The organism is Mucilaginibacter inviolabilis (assembly GCF_011089895.1).
Taxonomy (GTDB): domain Bacteria; phylum Bacteroidota; class Bacteroidia; order Sphingobacteriales; family Sphingobacteriaceae; genus Mucilaginibacter; species Mucilaginibacter inviolabilis.
Genome location: NZ_JAANAT010000001.1, coordinates 273,070 through 297,452, shown reverse-complemented (window position 1 = coordinate 297,452; position 24,383 = coordinate 273,070). Strand labels below are relative to the sequence as shown.

Annotated in this window: 15 protein-coding genes; 3 read left to right on the top strand and 12 right to left on the bottom strand. The window is 39.4% G+C overall.

All coding sequences use genetic code 11. The annotated features are described in order from the left end of the window. Window positions 1–29: 29 nt before the first annotated feature. Window positions 30–455 (bottom strand): DUF2846 domain-containing protein, encoded by a 426-nt coding sequence (locus G7092_RS01145; RefSeq protein ID WP_166085360.1) that lies wholly within the window; start codon window positions 453–455, stop codon window positions 30–32. A 299-nt stretch (window positions 456–754) separates the two neighbouring features. Here G7092_RS01145 and G7092_RS01140 point away from each other — a divergent pair, with 299 nt between their 5' ends. After that, on the top strand, window positions 755–3,064 hold the full coding sequence (locus tag G7092_RS01140) for a beta-galactosidase (RefSeq protein WP_166085358.1): 2,310 nt from the start codon (window positions 755–757) through the stop codon (window positions 3,062–3,064). A 9-nt stretch (window positions 3,065–3,073) separates the two neighbouring features. Next, on the top strand, window positions 3,074–4,375 hold the full coding sequence (locus tag G7092_RS01135) for a glucosidase family protein (RefSeq protein WP_166085356.1): 1,302 nt from the start codon (window positions 3,074–3,076) through the stop codon (window positions 4,373–4,375). Between the two features lie 5 nt (window positions 4,376–4,380). On the opposite strand, the gene G7092_RS01130 is transcribed toward G7092_RS01135, so the two are convergent. The 5 genes from G7092_RS01130 to G7092_RS01110 form a co-directional block, all read right to left on the bottom strand. Further along, entirely contained in the window at window positions 4,381–5,313 is a 933-nt protein-coding gene (locus G7092_RS01130; RefSeq protein WP_166085354.1) for an SMP-30/gluconolactonase/LRE family protein, read from the bottom strand. A gap of 7 nt (window positions 5,314–5,320) precedes the next feature. Beyond that, window positions 5,321–6,100, bottom strand: coding sequence for an SDR family NAD(P)-dependent oxidoreductase (locus G7092_RS01125; RefSeq protein WP_166085352.1), 780 nt, complete (start codon window positions 6,098–6,100; stop codon window positions 5,321–5,323). Between the two features lie 14 nt (window positions 6,101–6,114). Next, window positions 6,115–7,281, bottom strand: coding sequence for a mandelate racemase/muconate lactonizing enzyme family protein (locus G7092_RS01120; RefSeq protein ID WP_166085350.1), 1,167 nt, complete (start codon window positions 7,279–7,281; stop codon window positions 6,115–6,117). Between the two features lie 27 nt (window positions 7,282–7,308). Beyond that, on the bottom strand, window positions 7,309–10,080 hold the full coding sequence (locus tag G7092_RS01115) for a glycoside hydrolase family 2 TIM barrel-domain containing protein (protein WP_166085348.1): 2,772 nt from the start codon (window positions 10,078–10,080) through the stop codon (window positions 7,309–7,311). Window positions 10,081–10,216: 136 nt separating this feature from the next. Then, window positions 10,217–10,924 carry an RraA family protein gene (locus G7092_RS01110; protein WP_166085346.1) on the bottom strand — a complete coding sequence of 236 codons (708 nt, stop codon included), beginning with the start codon at window positions 10,922–10,924 and terminating at the stop codon, window positions 10,217–10,219. Window positions 10,925–11,096: 172 nt separating this feature from the next. On the opposite strand from G7092_RS01110, the gene G7092_RS01105 reads away from it, so the two are divergent. Further along, complete coding sequence (locus tag G7092_RS01105; protein ID WP_166085344.1) at window positions 11,097–11,984, top strand: AraC family transcriptional regulator; 888 nt, start codon at window positions 11,097–11,099, stop codon at window positions 11,982–11,984. 50 nt (window positions 11,985–12,034) lie between these two features. Here G7092_RS01105 and G7092_RS01100 read toward each other — a convergent pair whose 3' ends face one another. The 6 genes from G7092_RS01100 to G7092_RS01075 all read right to left on the bottom strand — a co-directional run bounded on the left by G7092_RS01100 (window position 12,035) and on the right by G7092_RS01075 (window position 24,300). Beyond that, entirely contained in the window at window positions 12,035–14,197 is a 2,163-nt protein-coding gene (locus G7092_RS01100) for an alpha-galactosidase (protein ID WP_166085342.1), read from the bottom strand. A gap of 508 nt (window positions 14,198–14,705) precedes the next feature. Continuing rightward, on the bottom strand, window positions 14,706–16,859 hold the full coding sequence (locus G7092_RS01095; RefSeq protein ID WP_166085341.1) for a GH92 family glycosyl hydrolase: 2,154 nt from the start codon (window positions 16,857–16,859) through the stop codon (window positions 14,706–14,708). 51 nt (window positions 16,860–16,910) lie between these two features. Then, window positions 16,911–18,083, bottom strand: a complete 1,173-nt coding sequence (locus tag G7092_RS01090; RefSeq protein WP_166085339.1) for a glycoside hydrolase family 76 protein — start codon at window positions 18,081–18,083, stop codon at window positions 16,911–16,913. Window positions 18,084–18,141: 58 nt separating this feature from the next. Then, window positions 18,142–19,251 (bottom strand): SusE domain-containing protein, encoded by a 1,110-nt coding sequence (locus G7092_RS01085; RefSeq protein WP_166085337.1) that lies wholly within the window; start codon window positions 19,249–19,251, stop codon window positions 18,142–18,144. A gap of 49 nt (window positions 19,252–19,300) precedes the next feature. Beyond that, on the bottom strand, window positions 19,301–20,953 hold the full coding sequence (locus tag G7092_RS01080) for a RagB/SusD family nutrient uptake outer membrane protein (RefSeq protein WP_166085335.1): 1,653 nt from the start codon (window positions 20,951–20,953) through the stop codon (window positions 19,301–19,303). Window positions 20,954–20,976: 23 nt separating this feature from the next. Further along, a complete protein-coding gene (locus tag G7092_RS01075) occupies window positions 20,977–24,300 on the bottom strand; it encodes a TonB-dependent receptor (protein ID WP_166085333.1) in 3,324 nt (1,107 codons plus the stop codon). Between the last annotated feature and the right edge of the window lie 83 nt (window positions 24,301–24,383).

The following is a 24,383-nucleotide window of genomic DNA, read 5'->3' as shown; positions in this document are numbered from 1 at the left end:
TATAATAAATGAATCCCTTTCCTCTTATTTTATTTAGCAGGTAAACAATTCTGATTTTGAGTGGCTTTCGCCAGTAGAGGCTCAGCCGAATTCTGGGTAATTTCCTGGCAGGTAAGTTTGTTTACATAACCGCTTTGCGTACTAACAACACTCACATAGTTCACTTTACCCTCAATCACCGTTATAGTTAATGGCGCTGATTTTTTCCCGTTTGATATTCCCCCGCTAACCACACTAACAGTATGTTGACCCACGCCTATATCATGCACGGAGTAAGATTTGTTTTTCAACTTACAAACTAACTGATCATCAATATATAATCTATAATTCACTGCAGAACCCGTATAACCTGTAGAACGTATCAGATAAACCTGCCCTGTTTTGGTTTGTGAAAAAGCATTAAAGGAAATTGCCAGCATAAAGGTCAAAAAAGCAAAGGATTTAATCATTTTCATAGATGTAAAATTAATATTCAATTAAAGATGATATTATTTTTTGGACACCAAGCAAGATTTAAAAAAGATTCTAACCTTAAAGGCTTTTATCCAGATTCTGATTTTAGGAATTTTTAGGACATCTGCAGGAACTAAAGAATACCCTAATATTTTATCAAAATTGCATATGCGTTAGTCGATCAGTAAACCTTTGGGTTAATATTAGTCTTTCACAAACGTTTGCGTTAATAAATAAGATACAGCTTTATTCAAATACAAGTAATTTCAGCTATCCAAATTATAAACCACTAAATCTAAAAATGAAGCGTATCCTGTTTGTTCTCGTATTTATATTTTTATATTTCTCATCATCAGCGCAAAACCCAACTTTTAAAATAGGAGAAGACTCATTTGAGTTAAATGGTAAGCCATATATAATTCGCTGTGGCGAGATGCACTTTGCTCGTATTCCAAAAGCCGAATGGCGAAATCGGTTAAAAATGGCCAAAGCCATGGGATTGAATACAGTTTGCGCTTATTTGTTTTGGAATATGCACGAAAAACAACCTAACCAGTTTACCTGGACTGGTCAAAGTGATGCAGCGACATTTTGCAAAATAGCAAAAGAAGAAGGTTTATATGTTATTTTGAGACCGGGCCCCTACTCCTGCGCCGAATGGGATTTTGGTGGTTTTCCATGGTGGCTCTTAAAAAACAAAAACATTAAACTCCGTACGCAGGATCCATATTACCTGGATAGATGCAAAAAATATTTGCTGGAAGTAGGTAAGCAATTGGCTCCATTACAAATAACTAAGGGAGGTAATATTATCATGGTGCAGATTGAAAATGAATACGGCAGCTATGGTGATGATAAGGCATATATGAATATCATAAAATCATATATTGAAACAGCAGGCTTTACTGTGCCTCTATTTCATTGCGATGGCCCCTCTCAATTAAAAAATGATCACCCAGATGGTCTTTTTCCTGTCGTGAATTTTGGAGGAGGACCTGAGGGTAATTTTAATGCGCTAAGGGCCATTCAACCTAAAGGACCGCTTATGTGCGGGGAATATTACCCGGGATGGTTTGATAGCTGGGGAAGACCGCATCATACCGGTAATACCCCCAGAATTATCAGCGAATTAAAATACATGCTTGACCATAAAGAATCCTTCAGTATTTATATGGTACATGGCGGCACTTCTTTTGGCACTTACAGTGGAGCTAATGCCCCTCCATATTTACCTCAAACCACAAGTTATGATTATGATGCGCCTATTGATGAGGCCGGTAATCCAACAGAAAAATATTACCAGATTCGAAACCTGTTCAGTAATTATTTACAAACAGACGAAAGCCTACCTGATGTGCCTGCTCTCAATAAAATACAAAAGCTGAAACCTGTTAAATTCACGTCCTATGCAGCGTTGGACAAAAATCTTCCTCGGCCGGTTATATCAGATACAGCAAAACTAATGGAGGATCTGAACCAGGATTTCGGTTGTGTACTTTATGAAACTACGATTAAAGCCGGAGCCAAAGCTCTGCTGCAATTTAAAGAGATACACGATTATGCCTTAATTTATACTGATGATAAACTAATTGGCACAATTGACCGCCGGAAAAATAAATACAGTATCGAAATACCCAAACGGGAGAAAAACACCAAACTGACTATACTGGCAGAGGCCACTGGTCGTGTAAATTACGGCTATGCTATGCATGATCGAAAAGGTATACACGGGCAAGTATACTTACTGACCGGAGAAGAAAAAACAGAGATCAGAAACTGGAAAAACTATCCTATACAGATGGGGGAAAACACAATTCCGGTAAAATACAATGCAATAACCAATCAGAACCCAACTGTTGGATTTTATAAAGGCAATTTTACCGCCGATAATTTACAAAACACCTATTTGGATCTCAGTAAATGGAATAAGGGTCTTGTTTGGGTAAATGGTAATTGCCTTGGTCGCTACTGGAATATAGGCCCCACTCAAACCATGTTATTACCCGGCAGCTGGCTTAAAAAGGGAAAAAATGAAGTTATAGTTTTTGATCTTTTTGGAGTAAAGACACCCGAATTACAGTTTCTGGATAAGCCAATACTGGATATTGTTAACGAACAACAACCTCAGTTGCATAAAACGACCGGTCAAAAATGGATATCAGATCAATTACGTCCGCATTTTGAAGGCACCTTTGAAAACACTAATAAATGGCAAAACGTAAGTTTCCCACCAATTAACGCACGTTATTTTTGTTTAGAAGCCCTATCTGAACAAAAAGGTCAGCCTTATAGCTCCATAGCAGAAATTATTTTAATAGATGATCAAGGAAAAGAAATTCCAAGAACAAATTGGAAAATTGTTTATGCAGACAGTGAAGAACTAAATGGTGATGATGGGGACGCATCAAATGTATTTGATTTACAGTATACCAGCATTTGGCATACTGAATGGGAGAATAAGGCTCCAAAACCACCACATCAAATCGTAATAGATCTTGGAAAATCCTATAAAGTAAGTGGAATGAGGCTTTTACCCCGCCAGGATGGCGCCAATGGCAGAATAAAAGATTACAGGTTATTTTTTTCATTTTCACCCTTTAGAGGCTTATAAGAACAGTACATGAAAACTATCATTATTGCTATTTCTTTGATAATTGGTGTTTCTGTGCAGGGATATTCGCAGCAAGATCAGAAATTAGCTGCACGGATCTTGGCAGATAAAAAACTGGATACCGTGTACGCCAAGGCTACAGCCCTCTTAAGCAAAGGGTTTAACGCAGGCGATGGTTACCCACAGGTATGGATACGTGATTTTAATACTTTTATTGAAACTTCATGCAAAGTTTACAACCACGATAGTATCCGCACTAATCTACTCACTTTTCTGCGGCTTCAACAACCTAATGGCGAAATTGTAGATGGATATGTATTAAAAGGACATGTAACGTGGAATGATCCAAACATTTATACCTCACCTTATGATAGTACCCATGTGGGCTTTAAAAACACAGTAGAAACAGACCAGGAAACTTCGCTGATACAGGCCATCGCCAAGTATATACGTGTTACCGGCGACAGATCTATCCTTAAGGAAGTAATTGCAGGTAAAACTGCACTGCAACGACTGGAACTTTCAATAGCCTATCTATTAAAGAATCGTTATTCAACTAAATATCATTTATTAACCGGGGCCACTACACAAGATTGGGGGGATGTGCAGATTGAAGGCGGAGCTACAGTAGATATTGATAAAAACACCCACTGGGCAATTGATATTTACGATAATGCCATGTTGGTAATTGCCTTGAATGATATGATTGGCTTTTATAATCAGGAACAGGGTCAGCACGATTGGCGACAGTTGAAAGTGACCACGATTAACTCGATCCGAAAATACCTTTGGAACTCAAAAAACCATAAATTTATTCCTCACCTCTATCTTGATAAATCACCTTTTCCTGCAAGTTTCCATGAAGATAAGATTTATTTTCACGGAGGCTCGGCTATAGCCATTGAAGCTGGTATTTTATCAAAAAATGAAATACGGCTTGTTAATCAGGATATGTTACGTAATGTAAAATTATCTGGCGCACCATCCATCGGATTAACACTTTACCCAGTTTATCCAGAAGGAATTTACAAAGGCTCTACCGCATCAAAACAATACATTTACCAAAATGGGGGCGATTGGACCTGGTTTGGGGCACGGATGATACAACAGCTCATCAGATATGGTTTTATTAAAGAAGCCTACGAAGAGTTACAACCTATGGTTAACAGAACCATTAAGGACAAAGGTTTTTACGAATGGTACAGTGTTAATGGTAAGCCTAATGGATCCGCTTCCTTTAAAGGATCAGCAGGCGTGTTAGCCAATGTCATAGATCAATTAAAAGAATGGGCAAGAGGCGCGAATAAGTAAGATAGCTAAGACTCCGTAGCTGGCACGATAAACTGGTGACTAAACCAATTTGTGTCAGCTCCGGATACATCTATATTGGCACAAAACAAGGAGCCGCTTAAGGGATATTGCTGTAATTGTTCATCGCTCAGGTCCGCTCTGGCGGTAGTGATAAACAACAGATTCATATCATTTCCTCCAAAAGCGCAATTGGAAACATTTGGTGCATCAACATTTACACAACCAATCAAATTGCCCGAATGAGGATTATAACGATTTACGCAACCGCCACCCCATATGGCAACCCACAACATTCCTTCTTTGTCGATACACATCCCATCTGGTGTATGATCAGGCTCTTTTATGTGAACAATAACCCGCTCATTAGAGATATCACCTGAAGCCAGATTAAAATCGTAGGCTTTGATATTATAATCAGATGAATCTATATAATACATTGTCCGGTTATCTGCCGACCAGCAAATCCCATTTGATATGCTGATATTATCCAGCATTTTTTTCACCTCACCATCAAATCTGTATAACGCACCTTCATGCAATTTTGCATCCACATGCATAGTACCTATCCATAACCTGCCAGCTGCATCACATTTACCATCATTAGAGCGATTATTTGGCTTATCTTGCTCAATCCTTACTAATTCCCTCAATTCTCCGGTTTCAAAGTCCAGTTCTTCAATTGAACCCTGCAATGCTACTATCAATTTACCATTAGTGGCTGGTACAACTGTCCCTACCCTTTTACCAACATACTTTTCCTTTATTTCTTTTGTTATCGGATCAATACACCCTACTTTTCGTCCTTCAATATCAACATACAGAAACTTCTTCCAGCCTTCGTACCAATATGCACCTTCTCCTAGAATCAAATCTGTTTTATAGAGTACTTCAGCGTTCCAAACTTGCATTGCGTAATTGTTAGATAGATAATCTGTCATGCTTTCTTTAGATATTATGATCCTGCATCAGTGCGCTTCTACCTCCATCTATCAGATAGGTGGTACCCGACGCAAAGGCTGCATAACTGCTTGCAAGAAAAACGCACCAAGCACCCATATCTTCAGTAGTGCCTAATTTTTTAACCGGGTGCATATCTATTGTCCGCGTTCTTTCTTGTTGAGGATCCTGGAATGAGTTAAACCATTGCTGATTGCCCGGGGTATCAATGAAACCGGGGGCCAGGCCTACCGTTCTTATTTCAGGGTTCCATTCAATAGCCATACTTCTTACCAAGCCTGTTAAAGCAGTTTTAGCCAGGTTATATGGGAAACAGCCGGGAATAGAACTGTATGCATGATTGGAAGTTATAATAATAATGCCCCCATTATTTTTTCGGAGATAAGGTTTACATAGTTTTGCCAGCCGCCAATGTGACGCCAGGTTCAGATCAATGTTTTGATACCAGTGTTCATCATCGCAATCTTCAACACCTTCAAAAATATTACCGCCCGCATTGGATATTAAAATATCTATTTGACCAAATTTTTCAATTGTATTCTGGACAAGTTTTTGCAAGTCTTCTTTTTTGGTAACATCACATGCACTATACAATGCCTTACCACCTTGATTTTCCACTTCATTTATAAACTCATTACCAATGTTTTCCAAACCACAACCAGAAACGTTAGCACCCGCTTTTGCGAACATTTTGGCGACACCTAATCCGATGCCTGATGAAGCGCCAGTTATCAGCGCTGTTTTCCCGGTATAATCAATTTGAAACATATAATATACTTTTATTACACATAAAAACCTGGTCTCGAAACTGTTACTCCTGGATATTTCTCCATTTCTTCCTCTATTAAATCTACCCCCAAACCAGGGCGATCACTCAGATGTAGATTCCCATTTATGACCATGTCTTTAATAGGATGGGTAATCACTGTATCTCTCCATGGTACATCATTAAACATAAATTCCTGTCTGAAAAAATTGGGTACCGATGCACATACATGAGCAGAAGCCAGTGTAGATAATGGTCCGTTGGGATTATGAGGTGCCAGTAAAACATTATATGCTTCCATCATAGTGGCCATACGTTTCATTTCTGAGGGACCACCGCAACGGGTTATATCCGGCATCATGATATCACAAATATTTTTTTCCAATACCGGGCGGATACCATACCGGGTATAATGCCGCTCACCAACACATATAGACACATTAGAAGGGATACGCTCACGCATGGCCCGTAAGGTATCGGCACTTTCAGGTCCGGCGGGTTCTTCATACCAGGTAATATCAAGTTCGGATAATCGCTGAGCCATTTTTACTGCGACCCGATAATTAAGCATAGCATGGGTCTCAATCATGATATCAAAATCTGGGCCCACCGTATCCCGAACGGCCTTACTCACATTAAAGGCCAGATCTTGTTGAGCAGCGGTAAGGGTTAGATTACTTGACAAATCTTCGCCGTATAAATAATTGGTATGCGCAAAGGGATCAAATTTTAAACCGGTAAACCCGGCTTCTTTTACCTTTTTTGCCTGCGCGGCATAGTCATCATCATTGTGCCCGCCACCGGTAAACCAATAATTAGCATATAATAAGATTTCCTTACGGAATGCTCCGCCCAGCAACTCGTAACATGGTGTATTGAGCACTTTACCTTTCAAATCAAGCAAGGCCATATCGATGCCACTAATAGCACACATGCTGGCTCCGTAAGGCCCAATCCAATTCAAGTCGCGATATAGCTTTGTCCATATAAAATCCGTTTTCATAGGGTCGAGCCCTATAATACGCTCTCCTACGTGTTTTGCAGCATGGTAAACAATGGGACTACCTGGCCAGTTTGTGGCTTCACCAACGCCAGTATGCCCGGTGTCTGTATATATTTTCAGTAATGTCCAGTTATATTTAACCCCTTCAACCAGCCACACTCTTACGTCAGTAATTTTCATATTTTTCAGTAACAGTTACCTGTCATTTTATTTCAATATAAGTACTAGTTTCCCTTTTAAAACATTATCTTTTATTTTAATTCTTCCGGCTGAATGCGGAGACCCATAAAATGGTTCTGATCCATTGTTACAATAATCAGCTATCAACCAGTTTATATGTTCGTCCTGCAACCATGTACGGGAAGCTTGAGTTGCATCAGAAAGTACATTAACCAAATTTCCCAGATCATTCTGTAGTGATGCGTTTTGAATATATCGCTTGGTAGAACGAAAATCATTGCTTCCCAAATCATTTGTATCGTCTTTCCAGTCACTTTTTTGTACAATACCCCAATCCTCCACCGCCTTCATGTGCTTTGCATTAAGCTTGGCAGTACCTATTGCCCGGGCTATATCATTTGCCGGATAAACAGTAAATTCTGCTTTTCGTTTCCAAGTGAGCTGGTTAAATGATTTTGGCAACTGTAACATTAATCCATATTGGTACGGAGATCTATCGGCCTTTGTATATTGTACCTCGTATTCGGTTATCAATTTCCCATCATTCGTAAACAAATAGCTTTGTTTTCCTTTACAATCAGCATAAGTAATATCCATAGAAAATTTCAATCCCGAATCAGTCTTTTGTACTATAATATTACTGGCAAATAAAGTATATGAAGGATAGTTTTTAAGCGGATAAATATTATTCTGATATGTTTCTCCTGCTACGTTGGGTTTACCGCCATCCTCATCATTCATGGGTACCATGCTAAATACCGGACCTTGTTTCAATATCTCCACCTCACCTTTTCGTGCCGAGATAATGATACCCGTATTTTTGCTGATGATATATTGTACATCGCCTTGTTTTACCATGTAAGCGGCATCATTTTCTGTGTAGGATACTGCCACCACATCCTGATTAGTTAATATAGGTTCATCAACCGTTGTTTCATATTTTTCTTCATCGGCAATAAAACCCCGTGGGTCTTTAAAGTTTATTTCCAGCGTTTTTACATTACCGGCAGGAATTCTGATAACTCCGCTACTGTGGGGTCTAATATCTGCTTTAACTAGTTGCGGAACACCATTTAAAACAGCAGTAATCGTCACCTCTTTTAATGAGATAAAATCATACCGGTTCTCTACACTGAGTTCAATATACTTTTTACCAGCGGATGGCCAAATAATCTGCTTTATTTTTATAGGCGAATAGGCCTTTCTCATACCAAAATACTCTGGTTTTGGTCGGCGCCACCCATCTATAGGTCCCCAGGGGCCATAACCTATAATCCTCCCGTCGGGCATATGAAAAGTATCATCAATGCCACTCCATATAGCACCGCCAAGGCACCCTTTATGATAGTACATGGAATCATACATGGTTTCCAGGGGTTTTCCATAACTGCTTCGCACACCCGGGTCAGTCAATAATTCGCGTCGGTTGTAACAAGAAATATGAGCATACTCACCGAAAAGAACCGGACGTTTCATGGTATCGCTTGCAGCGGCTCCGTTGATGCCAGGATAATGATATACAGCGATATCGGCTTTACTATGGGCATTATTATAACCACCCCAACATTGGTCATGAAAAGTTGTCGAACGCGAAGGATCGAGCATTTTAACAACTGCTAATACCTTTTCCCACAAAGGGCTCCACTCCGACTCGTTTCCGAGTGACCAGATGATGATTGATGGATGGTTACGACCTGCCAATACATTTTCGACATCGGCATTAATCATATAAGGTAAAAACCGTTCATCTTTATAATCCCATTTTTTCCAGATGGGTGATGCACCGTGATTTATCCAGCAAAGAGAGGCTTCACTTTCTACAAATAAACCTAACTCATCGGCTGCATTTAGGAATTCTTCGGAGGGCGGATAATGTGATGTGCGGATATAATTACAATTGGCAGCACGAAATAATTCAGCATCCTTACGATCCAATTCAGGACTAATACTTCTGCCTGTTAACGGATATATGGAATGTCTGTTTATGCCGTGTAATTTTATAACCCTGCCATTTATCAGTAATTGATTATCTTTTATGTTAATCTGTCTGAATCCCAGGTTCTGATTTATTGTTTCAACAGCTTTACCATTGACCAATAAAGTGCTTTTTAAATGATAAAGGTAAGGATGTTCAGGATTCCATTGCTCTGGTTGATGTACATTAATACTGGTTTGCGAGTTAGCCATGCTACCGGGTGCGACATTTTTTTCCAATGCCGAGAGCTTTTGAAAAATCACCGTACCTTTTGCATCCGTTAAAACATATTGAAGCTGAGCAGATGCTGATTGTACGGCCTCATTAGCTATGTTCGATTGTATTTTTAATGTGGCATTTTTAAACTGCGCATCAAAGGTTGTTGTGGTTACAGCAGAAGCAATGTTTATTGAAGGCACTGAAAACAAAACTACTTTACGTAATAAACCACCAACCGTGTGTACAGCATATTGAGAGGTACATGCAAGCCTATCGCTAATGGTTAATGCCTGCACTTCCACTTGTAATAAATTCTCATCAGAATTAAGAGCCTTGGTAACATCTACTTCAAATGGAACAAAACTACCTTCGTGCTCACCTACCTTTATATTATTCATCTTTACAACCGCATGAGAACTTACACCATCAAAGCGTATTTTTATCTGCCGGCCCTTCCAATCAGCTGGAATATTCAATTTCAAGCTGTATAAAGCCGTTTCGCCTTCATTTACGGTAAACCCCTGCATTTCCCATTCGCCGGGTACGTTAATGTTATGCTTTGCTGCATGCCCCAGCACCTGAAAATCCCATTTACCATTTAACAAAATTTGAACCTGCTGAGTTCCTGTTGTGCTTGCCGGTAAAGGTGAAATCCGGGGAATTTCAAAACCATTGATTGCGCTCTGTCCAAAACAATAAACAGGACAAAAAAAGGCCAAAAACAACCAACAAAGTCGATTACTATAGGATACCATATTTTTCAAATGCCTCCTTTGCACTCATCCCTTCTTCGATTTTTTTCCGCACCGTTTTTTCGCCCCTGGCTTTTTCAATGGCCAGTTTAAATACCTCTTGTTCAATTTCCCTGGGCACAACACAAACGCCATCGATATCGCCCAAAACAATGTCTCCAGAATTTATTTTAACTCTATTGATTTTAATTGGCACCCGAAAATCAATCACCTTTCCACGTGGTGCCTGATCCTGCGCATAGCTACCGTAAGAAAAGGTTGGAAAATTCAACTCTAATATCTCTTTGCTATCTCTTGAATATCCATCCACTATTGCCCCGGCAGCCCCCAGCTTAATAGCCCTGGCACTCATTAACTCGCCCCACAAAGCATAAGTAGGCGAAGCTCCTGCACAGACATACACTTCATTCTTTTTTAAATCGTCCAAAGCTTCCAGCATCAGGCCAAAAGGTTTATTTAGGATAGGATTATGTTCGCTTCTTTCAGAAATCACATCTGCTTCCAATACAGTCATTGCTCTTCCTACAATATACATATCTTGCCTTAATGGTTTGATCTGGGGCGATAAAAACTGGTGAAGAAAACCCATTTTATCCATAATATCACCCACTACGGCTGTATAAAGTTCTGTACGTATTAATTGAAAAAGTTCATCATCGTCCGACCAAAGTGCTTCCGAGTTATTGTTATTTGCCATTGATTATTGAGTATGCTAAGTATCCTGATTTATTGAGGATAAATATAGACCGTATACTAATCCACTTTCAAAAAGCTATTTAGCCAGTTAATAAACTATTTTATCATTATTTAATTTATAATTATAAATAACAGTTAATTTAGTTTTATTTTAAACACTTATACATCTGCAAATGAAACCCCAGTTAATAGATATTAATTTACCTGGCAGTAGGACCATTCAAATAAAGAAATTGGACACCGCTTACCTCACATCACCGTTACACTTTCATCAGCTTTGTGAGTTGGTATGGGTAGAAAAAAGTTTTGGGAAGCGTATTGTTGGTGACCATATAGACAATTTTGAAGCCGGTGATCTGGTATTAATGGGTCCAAACCTACCCCATATATGGAAAAATGATGAAGCATTTCAGCAGGAAATGAAAGAGGGTAATGTTAAATCAACTGTTATTTATTTCCCTCCAGATTTTTTGTTGAATTTAACAGACGAGCAAAATATTCTAACCCCTACAGCAGAACTCATCAAAAGATCAGCCAGAGGCTTAAGGTTTTATGGGGACACCAACAAAAGGGTAACAAAGATACTTGCAGATATGTCGGAAAATAATGGGTTTAAAAAGATCATTTATTTTTTGCAAGCTATTGAAATTTTGTCAACCTCGCAGGAGTACAACTATTTGGCGAGCCTCTCTTTTAAAAATCAGTATGACGAAAAGGACACCAAGCGAATAAATGATGTATATCAGTTTTCAATGCACAACTTTCATCACAATATTGAGCTTAAAGAGGTAGCTGATTTATGCAATATGACAACCAATTCATTTTGTCGTTTTTTTAAAAGCCGCACCCAAAAATCATTTACACAGTTCCTGAATGAATTGCGAATAGGCCATGCCTGCAAATTGATCCAGAATGAAAGTTATTCCATATCAGATGCATGTTATCAAAGCGGATACAATAATCTCCCCAACTTTAACAAGTTTTTCAAATCAATTACAGGCTTTACGCCGTCTCAATATCGAAAGAAATCAAAATTCTTAGATTCCCTTACAGGTTCCTAACCTTTGTTATAAGAGAGGTTATGGCTTTGTTGGGTGACCAATGTTGTCTTTTAAATAGCTTCCAATTCCAATACTGAACTGGTACGCGCCCATTTCAAATACCACTTCAGTCCCTGTTCCATTAATGTTTCGCCGCTGAATATCTGACCATTTTCAGGGAATTTTGCCTTAGCTCCACTGTTTAAATTTATTTCCGTAATCCTGTATTTCTTATTCGGGTCAAGACCATTCATTTTTAATTCAGGATAAGTATCGGCTTCAATACTTTCAAGATTATAGGCAAAAACTACAGCCTTATTTTTTGTACTGTCGACATACATAAGCGACGCAAAATTTGTTTTATACGGGGATACAAGCCGGTACAGATCGCCATAATTGATTACATTTTGAAGCCGTTTATAATTGTCAGTGACTGTGTGGCTTAAGGCAATATCAGGCTCGCTCATTTTTTTTACCATAATATCGAAACCCAGCTTACATGACATGGCCACGTCCAGTTTGTATTTCAGCGATTCACTACCCGCAGCAGTAACATGTGCACAAATAGCAAGCGCAGGATAAAAATAAGAATACCCCCATTGAATCTTTATCCTGTCCATTGGGTAAGTATTATCGCTTGGCCAAAATTCCTGGAAATACTTTAACGCGCCATACTCAACGCGGCCTCCCCCGCTAGCACACAACATCATATCCAGATTAGGATATTTTGCGCGCACCCGGTCAAGTACTTTATAAAAACCCTGCGTATAACGTACATACATAGCGTCCTGATCTTTTCCAAGATAAGGGCTATAAGCATTATCCATCGAACGGTTACAGTCCCACTTCATGTAGGAAATATTGGGAGATTCCTTCATCAGCTTATCAATAACTCCAAATACAAAGTCCTGAACAGCAGGATTAGTAAGATCTAACACTAATTGTGTGCGATAAAGATGCTCTGGCCTATTTGGAGCCTTCAATACCCAATCAGGGTGCTTTTCATACAGCTCGCTTTTAGGATTAACCATTTCGGGCTCAATCCATATCCCAAAATTCAGCCCTTTTGCTGTTGCCTGCTTTACCAGGTAGACAATACCATCTGGTAATTTTTTTCTATTCACATCCCAATCACCCAGCCCCGCTCGTGAATTATCGCGCGGATATTTATTGGCAAACCACCCATCATCCAGCAAAAACATATCGACACCCAGTTTTTTAGCCCCGTCGAATAAATTCACCAGTGTATCCTGGTTAAAAGTAAAATAAGTGGCTTCCCAGTTATTCAATAAGGTTTGCCGCTTTTGATGTCCGTTCCATATTCCATAATTAATGGCCCAGTTATGAAAGTTACGACTTACCTGTCCTTCGCCATTAGTAGTATAAGTGAATATAAAATGTGGCGTTTCAAAGTTTTCTCTTGGCTTTAATGAATAGTCTGATGCATAAGCGTTGACGCCCGGGATAATTTTCAAAGAATTGCCCATATCCATATTCAGCTTTAATGATTCAAACTGAATATCGAAATTTCCGCTGTAGGCAAGAGTTCCGGCAAAAACTTCCCCTGCATTTTCGGTAACGTCATTATTGGGCGATACCATAAAGGATGGATTATAATTACAAGCCGTTCTTACCCCAAGTTTTGACTGAATGCTGAATATGCCCGGAGCAAGCTGGAATTTATGCACTTGCATTTCATAATTGTACTCTCCGTAAAAATGAGTGAGGTAATTTTGCTGCGAAGGAATATTAATAAAAGCCGATGCATACCGGTTAAGTATAACATCTGACTTTTCGGTATGACGGATACTTGTCCAGGCTTCAATAATGTTTTGCGTTTGATAGGTGCGGTAATGCAGTGTCACAAAAAACGGATATTGAGGGTCTTTTAACTCAATCTCTGTATTTACAATATTGTTATCCGCATTGCTCGTTCTCGACGACACATAATCCAAAACAAGGGACATATTGCCGTCGGCATGCTTAACAGCTAAAGCGGGTTCGTTAAGATACGTTGAGCCGCCGGTTGCATAGGCGGGACTTAGGGCCGAATTGATATTTCTGTATCCTGCAGTATCTGATAATTTTTTGCCCAGGTAAATTTGCTGCAAATGGCCTTCAACATCTCGCTGATATACGATGGCAAATGCCTTAGTGTCAATAATAATTTTTTGCGCCTGCAGTTTAAAAGGCAGTAAGCACGAAAATATTATCATGTACAATAGTTGTTTCATAATAAAGTTCAAGTTTTTAAAAATGCTAATCAGACGAGTGCTTTTTAATTTGCCTGGATATAAATAGCAAATTAATAGTAACGGTCATTTAAATATTGATTTTGCGCCTTAACAACACCATTGCTAAAAATCAAAATAGATAGAATAGAAAATATACATTTTTCATAAAAGATATTCAGATAATTTGTATTGGTTTTAGCTATTGGCGCGGATCAAATCTATAACTAGCTGGCCATGCATCCTACTCGAAAATTGCTGAGTTATAACCATATTTTAACCTTAATTGTATTAATTGACCATTGGGATGGATTATTTATTGAATAAATACAGGTTTTGATGATACCTTAAGTGGTGGTTGAGATAAAATTAAAGCCGGTTGAAAAACAAATACATCCAACCGGCTAAAGAAAATGCTCTTAGTTTTTTAATGGGGTTAAATTTATTGACTATAAGGCTTTTGTCCAAAAGAGAGTTAAATGAATCCTACGATAACTTCCTGGCAGGTTAACTACTTTGTCATAACCTCAATCTTGCCGCCGCTATGAAATAGGTTATTTGGCACAAAATAGCCCTTAATTTCCTTATCGTTTACTTTTATAGCTGTTAATGCTCTCCCCTTTCCGGGTTTTGTTATGGTTAATATTTTACCTGTATTTGTTTTCCATTTTACTTCATCGAAAAGCGGAACTGTAACCAAATACTCGGGGTCAGTGGCCGAAAAAGGATAAAGGCCTAAAGCGCTGAATACATACCACGCTGACATTTCCCCTGCGTCATCCATTCCGCTAAGCTCCAATCCTCTTTCTCCAATGCCATATAAGTTATTTAATATATGATCAAGGATCTTTTGTGATTTCCATGGTTTGCCAACAAAATAATAGGCAAAAGGCGCCTCATGATCGGGCTGATTACCCTGGCAATATTGGCCCACCATAGTTTCTACATTTCTGGCAATGTAATGAGGATTCCATGGCATGGTAAAAAACGAATCCAGCTTCGCTTCAAAGTTTTTCGATCCGCCATATAGTTTAACCAATCCGGGCATATCATGAGGGGCGAAGAAGGATACCTGCCAGGCATTCGCCTCCCTGTACATATATTCATAGTAAGGATATTCAGGATTAAAGTTTTTCACCCATTCTCCATTTTCTAACCGGCCCCTCATAAATTTTGTTGAGGGATCAAATACATTTTTATAGTTTTTGGATCTTGCCATTAAGATCCTGTAATTGGCGGTATCACCCAATTTTTTGGCGATCTGAGCTACAGAATAATCGTCATAGGCATATTCTAAGGTTTTGGATACTCCGGCTTTACCCTTACTCTCTACATTAGGATTAGTAATATCAGGGTCAGATATATAGCCTTTTTTGATATACTCTGTTATGAATGGACGCGTCCCACCTTCTATATTGGCATTTCTTAGCAATAACTGATAGATGCCTTTGATATCGAAATCATCAATGCCTCTGAGATAAGCACCCGCAATAGAAGACGCAGCATGATCACCATGAAAAAAAGTGGGTATAAAGCCTGTTTTATCCCCCTTATCTTTCAGCGATTTAATAACATTAAGTGTAACATCGGGGCTGATAAGACCTAAAAGTACATCCTTATTACGATAGGTATCCCATAAAGAAGGCTCTGTATAATAGGTAATGCCAGTTTTTACCACATTATTTTTGATATCCTTAAATTCTCCATTTACATCGCTACGCAATGCCGGCCACAAAAATGATCTGTAAAAACACGAATAGAACATTTGCTTTTGTTTGTAAGTTCCGCCTTTCACCTGGATAGATGATAATAACATCTCCCATTTTTGGTTGGCTTCTTTCCGAACTACTTCAAATGTTTTATTGCCTATTTCTTTTTCCAGATTTTGTTTGGCGTTTTCTACACTCACAAATGACAGGCCTATTTTTAGTTCCACGGGACCTGTACTACCATTAGCCAAATGAACTATGGCAAAGCCGGTGTGTTGGCCTTCATCTTTCTTTTCTAATTTTTCAATTTTGGTATTCAGTATTGCATAAAAGTACACGTTTTCACCGCTCTGGAAACCCTGTAAAGCAAAATCCCCAGCCTGGTCAATCTTCCAGGTTGATACATGACTAAGCGCTTTTGATAAGTCAAAAAGTATTTGTCTGTCTGTATTGTTTTTATATTCGTACTTGTGGTACCCGCACCTTAATGTAGATGTTAGACTCACGTTAACATGATAATCATCCAGGTATACCTGGTAAAAGCCGGGAGAAGAGCTTTCGTTTTTGTGCGTAAACCTTGAGCCAAATTGTGTACCCGGGTTTGAAAGCGGCAGAATGGGAATGTTACCCAAATTCCAATGGCCTTTATTGGTATGCGTAAAGCCTACGATAACTGAATCCTCATACTCATATCCGGCACCAGCGGGCTGAAATTTTGTCATCGGACTTAATTGCACCATGGCGTTAGGCAACGAACTGCCAGGAAAGGTAAGCCCAGACCATGCCCGCCAGCCTTTTGGTAACTCATAACCCAGAATCTTAGGATCGGTAACTCCCTCCGAGCCAATAAAGGTGTTTACATATTTTGTATAAGTTGTTGTTTGAGCGCTTCCGACAGTTGATGCAAGAAGAATGGCCATTATTACGTTTAAAATGCTTTTAGCAAAATTTCTCATCTTTAAAAATAGCTTGATTAAATCAATTGATCCAAAATTGCGAGTGTACTTTTATTGAATTTTTCCTTCAGCTTTTAATTTAGCTGCTGATTCAATCATCATGACACCACTTAACTGGGTGGTAAGATCGGTACTACCAGATGGAAGTTTAGTCCAATCCGGGCTTATCATCATGGATGGCCTGCTTATACCCTTAGCACTAAGCGACTGGGCGTTTTGTTGCAAAAAGTTGGCATATTTAGCTTTATTATTCGCATCCAGATCAGGCAGCTCAACCAACAGGGTTAGATAGCGTACCACAACTCCTTTAAATAAACCACCGTCTCCTTGTCCTTCATTTTTGAGTATTCCATTTACTGTAAGGTTCGGATCAGCGATTTCGTTGTTAGCGGTACGTATGGCATCCTGAAGATACATAGGATCCTTTGTAATATTATAAAGTTCAACAGCCGAACCAATAAATAAGCCCTGGTTATAGGTAAATATCCAGTTATCAACCTGCCCGTCCTGGTTCCGGTTAATACCATCCAATACCAGGCCAGATGTTGGGTTAACCAGACTGCTTTTCATCCAGCTATATAAGCTTTTAGCCAAAGCAAGATCTTCCGGTTTGTTTTGCAATTCATAAAAACGGGCGGCCAGAATAGTTGCATTCCCGGTTGAAGGTATGTTTTTATAATAGAGTTGAGATCGTTGCCAAGCAATCCCGCCTCCTGCAATGGTATTTGATCCCCCTTTTATTTCAGTATATAATTGCTGCGCCACATTCAGATAATCAGCATCGTGGGTTATTAAATAATCTCTCAGACTGGCGTTGGCCAGCCAGCCCATATCATCATAAAATTCATTGGGATAGCCTCCACCGTTCGCTATTTTAATTCCGTTTAACAGCGCTTTCATACGTTGGGTATAAACAGAGCTTTGAGTTCTTAAATACGCATCAGTCAAAACATCCAGCATGTGCGCATTGGGCCAGTAATTAAAGTTAGTATTACCCGCGTTATTTTGGATAAAGTAATTCCCATTGGCTGATATAAAGGTTGAATAAGTAGTGCTTTGCAATGAATCAGCCAGCGATAAGTAATTATAAGTCACGCTTTTTACAGTTGTATCAGGCACTTTAGGAGATGTTACAGGGTCGTTCTTCTTTGAGCAGGAACATGCTGCCAGTACAATCCACACCATAAATATGGTTGTTATATCAAGAGTCCATTTCTTTTTCATAGGTATATCGGTTTTATTAACAAAAGCTGCGCTTTATAAAGCGCAGCCTTTTAAAAATTTATTTTATAATGATGGTATTGGTATAATTGGCAATGCCCGGACTATAATTCACATTAACATTACAGTTTTGATTATTGGCAGCAGGAAGAATCTTGAAGCAGAAATTATACTGCGAGTTATCAACCGGATACATATAATAATACGACAAAGGTGAAGTGGCAGATGGATCGGGGTTATCTGAATTTACGCTTCCATACCACTCCACAGATTGGTTTCCGGCAGCGTCCATAACCACAAATTTATATTTATACCGGCTGTCCAACCCATAGGATTCTTTTGGAATGACTATAGTTGTATTAGCGATTTCCCATTGGCTGTTGCCTATGTAGGGTAAGGTAAAGTAAACTTTGTTATCCGGTGCAGAGAAAAAGCCAACAGAAACAATCTGCGTAAGCGTTGCGGCAGCATTACTCAGATCTATAGAGATTCGATAAACATTTTTAGCACCCGTTACCGCTGTACTTCCACCGGCTATAACTGAGGTGTTATTTTGTATCGAGTATACAGTTGGAGTCCCGCTGTTTTTATCCACTAAGGTATAGCTGCCTGGCTGCAGAGAAGTGTAAAGTTCAAAAGTTCCGTCGCCGGTTTTTTTGAAAGCGATGGCTTTTGTGATATCGTCACCCTGCTCTGTAGCGGTACCTGTAAGGTAAAGTGTGTTAGGAAGCACCGCAAAACCAGCTGGCCTTGTGACCTGAATAGTATGACTCTCGCCACTAACTTTTGCATTGGTTGCTTTTGAAGTAATAACCGCCCATTTAAATGTCCCGGTACTTAATGAGGCGATGCCCGCCAACGAGGCAACCGTATTTAAAACCTTTTGGGTTATTGTGGCCTGTGGCTGAACACCAGAACCATCAGAAAGCACTTTATAGATTGGTTTACTAAAATCACCATCGGCTTTATCAAATGCCACTTCATACAGTACCAGATCTTGTGTTGTGCTGGCAGTCCATGTAAACAACACGCTCGGTCCGGTTGTGGGTTGTAAGTTAAAACTCGCCTGATTTGCAGGTGCATTCAATGCAGCAACCGGCGCCACATCAGTATTCAGTGCCCTTGTATCCTTTTTACAGGATGTAAAAGCTATCATGATTAAAATAATCATGAAGCTTAATTTTATAAAAGTCTTCATTTTACTTATTTATAATAATAAATTAATAACCAGGATTTTGAGTAAGATTTTTATCAAGGCTAAGGTCATTGGCGGGTATTGCCCATAAATAATCTCTTGATGGATTAAATTGCCTTTTCTGAGCTCTGATATATCCATTATCGGTAGTAAAATCGCCGGAAAACCTGGCGCCATGGGCATAACCGTTCATCACCACCTCGGCTATCTTCCATCTTCTGATATCATCAACCCTCAATCCCTCCAAAGCAAGTTCAACCCTTCTTTCACGCCTGATAATGGCCGTCATATCACCGGTGGTTGGATAGTTTAACGCACCCGGATCTGTAAAGCCTGCACGAGCCCTTAACGCGCCGATGGTTTGGTTCCAGATAGTAGCATTCATTTGACCCAGGCTGTTTTTTGCTTCCGCATAATCAAGTAATATTTCGGCATACCTGAATAAATGAAGGTTTAAACCTGATACATAGCTGGCCTGTGCGTTTGGGTCAAAATATTTACGCCAGTAGTAACCTGTTGGCGAGGAGCTTTCCCTGTCTCCAACATACTCATCAGGTCCGCCGGGTATACCGTTTTTATCCGAAGGATCGCTTCCTGGTTTAATGTAAATGGTTTTACTTGTACCATTAACACCACCCCCGTTATCCCATTTGTAACCATCATAAACTATGGTTGCCGTAAACCTTGGATCACGGTTTACATAAGGATTGTTTTCGTCATAACCAGATGTAGCATCGGTAATGGCTTTACCATTAAGCATGATATAATCATTAACCAGTTCCTGTGTTGGCGACATGGAAATTACGCGACCGCCTACAGATAAAGGTGCGAAATCAAAAAAATCTGACCAGGAAAGGGGCGTAGTAGGCACGTATTGCAAAGAAAGTATCGTTTCATTATTGGTTTTGTTTACCACTTTATCACTAAACAAGGCAGTATAACTGGGGTTTAGTGAGTAGGTGCCATTGGCTGTTTGGTTATTGATCAGTTTTTCGCAAACGGTCACCACATCGGCCATCCTATCGCCCTGATATAGCAGCACCCGTGCTTCCAGGGCTAGTGCTGCCCCTTTTGTGATTCTTCCATTTTCACTTACAGCGAGTTGATCTTTTGAAGGCAGATAAGGAAGGGCTGCATCCAGTTCAGAAAGAATGAATTTAATAACATCAGCTTTCGGTGTTCTGGCTATCACCTTTGCTTCATCAGGAGTAATATTGTCGGTTACCAGGGGCACATCGCCATACCATTTTGTTAAATTGAAATGTGCAAAAGCACGCAAAAAACGTGTTTCGGCTATCATCCTGTTTAACACATCTTTTGATAATGTTGTGTTTTGATTTACAAAAGTTAAAAACTCGTTACACGACTTGATGTCTGAGTAATAGTTGCTCCAATCTCCCGCAAACTTCCCGGTGCTGGCAGTGGCGTTTCCGCCGGATATAATAGCCACATCACCGGCCCGCGAATAGGCATTATCAGACAGGGCTTCGGCGCTAAAATATAAACCATCGTTATAAATTAGGTGGTAGTTGTTATATAGTGCATTGTACACATTGGCATCAACTTTCCAAAAGGTAGCATCTGAAAACCGATCCGTTGGAACAATATCCAATTTTTTACATCCCGCAATTGCTGTTATTATTAAAACTGCAATGAAGATCTTTTTTAAAAGGTTCATATTTCTATTTTTAAATATTATCGTTAAAATGTTAAATCGATCCCTGCTCCATAAAATGCAGATAGCAGATAACTCCGGGGGCTGTTTGAACTGGCATTTAAGTTCAGGTTGCTATTAAACTCCGATGTTTCCGGATCAGCAAATTTCAGCTTAGTAAGGGTTGCCAGGTTTTGCCCGATAAGAGATACCCTCAACTTTTCGATCCCCAATCTTCTGGTAACACTTTTGGGAAGAGTATAGCCAATATTTACATTTTTTAATCTGGCATAAGCGGCATTATATTTAAAAAGATCAGATCCGGTTTGCCAGTTATTAACATTTGAAGGGCCTGAGGTGGCTAATCGTGGATATTTAGCGTTTGTATTTTGGGGCGTCCAGAAGTCAGTTTGGTGATCATAAAGAGTAGCTCCATATCCTCCCTGATAGGGTTCAACCAGTTCGCCTCTCAAAAACTCGTCTCTTTTGCCAACTCCTTGTATAAATACCATCAGATCAAAGCCGGCGGCAGCTATCCGGTAGGTAAATCCAAATGTATATCGAGGAAAAGGGTTCCCCAATTCGGTTTTATCTTTGGAATCTATTACGCCATCATGATTTAAATCTTTAAACTTCAAATCCCCTGGCTGCACTGCGAGTCCAGCTATTTTTGGAGAAGCATTGATATCAGCCTGGTTCTGGTACAGGCCATTTGTTTCATAACCATAATATTCTGTTATTGGCTGACCTACTTTTCTTATTAATCCATAAACATCCGGCTGTGTAATTTGCTCGGTTGCCGTTCCAGTTAATTTTAATAAGGTGTTTTGATTATCTGCTATGTTGGCACTAAAGCTTTGGGTAACGCCTTTAGTTCTTAAGGTATAGGTTAGCTGGGCCTCCCATCCCGCATCCCTAACTTTAGCCACATTAGCATCTGCAAGTCCGGCTCCAAAAATAGAAGGTACATCCTGAGGGGTTTGTAAAATATTACGGGTTACTTTGTTGAAATAATCAAATGACCCGGTAAGTTTATCGTTAAATAAACTAAAATCAACACCAACATTAAATGTTGCTGCGCTTTCCCATGTCAGATCTGGATTGGATTGATAAGTGCCGGCGCCACCCACCAATGTATTATTAAACCCATAGGCCGCCGTATAGTTAAAATAAGTTGTCTGGTATTGAAAATTGCCAACATTTTGATTACCCAATATACCGTATGATGCCCTTAATTTAAAATAGTTGAGAGTATTGCTAAACTGTTTCATAAACTTCTCATCTGATAACAGCCAGCCTGCATTTACAGAGGGAAAGAAACTCGCTCTTTTACCCGGTGCAAACTTAGATGAAGCATCTTCCCGAAATACAAAATCCAGAAAGTACCGGTTTTGATAATTATAGTTTACGCGACCATAGGCCGAAAGCAGACTATTGGCGTCAATACCAACACTATTATTTGAGCCGGTAGGGCTTATAGTAGTACCAGTTGTAGGAGTTCCTAATGTAGGATCTGTAAGGCTTTTAGATAAGTTAAACCCTCTTCCGCTATAGCTTTCGCTCGAAACACCAAGGGTAGCGTTAATTGTATGCTTACCTATGCTTTTGCCATAATTTAAATATAGCTGTGTGTTGAACAGGTTCTTTTTGTAATTCCCATCAGCAACCGTGAGATCATTATTTGCTGATGCTCCTACCGGTAAAAAGTTAACTACTTTGTCATTATAAAAACTACCATTGTTATTGAGGGTACCGCCAAATACACCGGTTAACTTTAAGTCTTTGGTAATGCTTAAAGTACCATTCAAGTTCCCGAAAATTTCATCATTATCGCTTTGGTTAAACCCTCCTTTTTGTAGTAAGCCTAATGAATTTAGTTGAGAGGATACCGGATTGGTCAGGTAGTTACCATTAGCATCCTGCCAGTTATAATTTGCAGGCACACGATTGGCATCCGCAATAATAAAACCTTCACTGCCACTTGTGGTTTTGTTACGGGTTTTGGTATAATTTAGTATTACATTAAATTTAAATTTACCAATTATTGAAGTTTGGTTTAAACGCAGGTTATATTTTTGATATCCAAATTTACTGCCTGAGCCACCATTACCAACAAAACTGTTCATTTGATCCTGGTAACCGGCTCCTATAAAATAAGAATTTGTTTCGCCACCTCCTGTTATATTTAAATTGTGCGATTGTAAAGGAGCATTGTACACCAAATGATTTACATCCCAGGTTCCTCTGCCTTCGGCCTGTAGTTCTTGTATTTGCTCTGGTGAATAGGCCGGCGCCAGGCCTGAATTTACCAACGCCATATTTTTATCATAAGCGTTATCGGCAGCGCTTATTTTATGCACCAATATATCAGGTACTTGTGTGCCGTAACTTCCGTTATAACTTATAGTAGGTTTTTGGTTCAGTTTTCCACTTTTGGTTGTAACTAATATTACCCCATTAGCCGCGCGCGAACCATAGATGGCGGCCGAACCGGCATCTTTTAGTATAGTAACGCTTGCTATGTCATTGGGGTTGATTGTATTTAAGCTGTTACTGCCCTGGGTTACAATTCCATCAATCACCACTAAAGGATCATTGCTGCCGGTTGTGCCCACGCCTCTTATGTTTACAACGGCATCAGCGCCCGGATCAAGCGAGCTTTGCTGGATAATTAAATTGGGTGATTCGCCCTGCAAGGCCTGAAAAGTATTCAGGACGGGTTTACTGCCGATGTCTTTAGCGCCAACTGTACTTACCGCACCATTTATGTTTACCCTACTTTGTGTACCATAACCAACAACAACAACCTCGCTAAGACTCGTGTTATTTTCCTTGAGCTTTATATTAATTAAAGTGTTGCCACCGGCAGTTACCTCCTGTGTATCAAACCCAATAAAACTAAATACCAACAAGGCATTATCATCAGTTACGGAAATGCTGTACTTTCCTTCCGTATCTGTCACAACTGTGTTAGAGGTGCCTTTTTCTCTAACAGTAACCCCAGGCAGGACTCCCCCTTTATCATCTGTTACCTGCCCGGTAATAGTTTTTCGGTTTACCTTTTCTTTTGATATTACAGGCTTTTTATTCACCAAAATGGTTGTATTTACAATCCTGTAACCCAAGGGCTGGTTGCGGAAACAGATATCCAAAGCTTCCTTTAAACTTATATTGTTCAGATCTAAAGTGACCGGTTCTGCTAATACGAGCTCATCTTCGGTATACAAAAAATCATACTTGGTTTGTGCCTGTATTTTCTTGAAAGCTTCTTTAATAGTTGCATTTTTAAGCTTTAAAGTAACCTTTTGAGCATAAGTTGTCGCGGACACCTGTAGAAAGGTTACCGAGAGCAAAATAAGGGTTAATTTCATGACGAGCAGAGGTTTATAAATACCGCAAGGAAGCTTGCTGTAAATAAAATTTGTAAAAATTTTATACATTTGAATGTTAGATT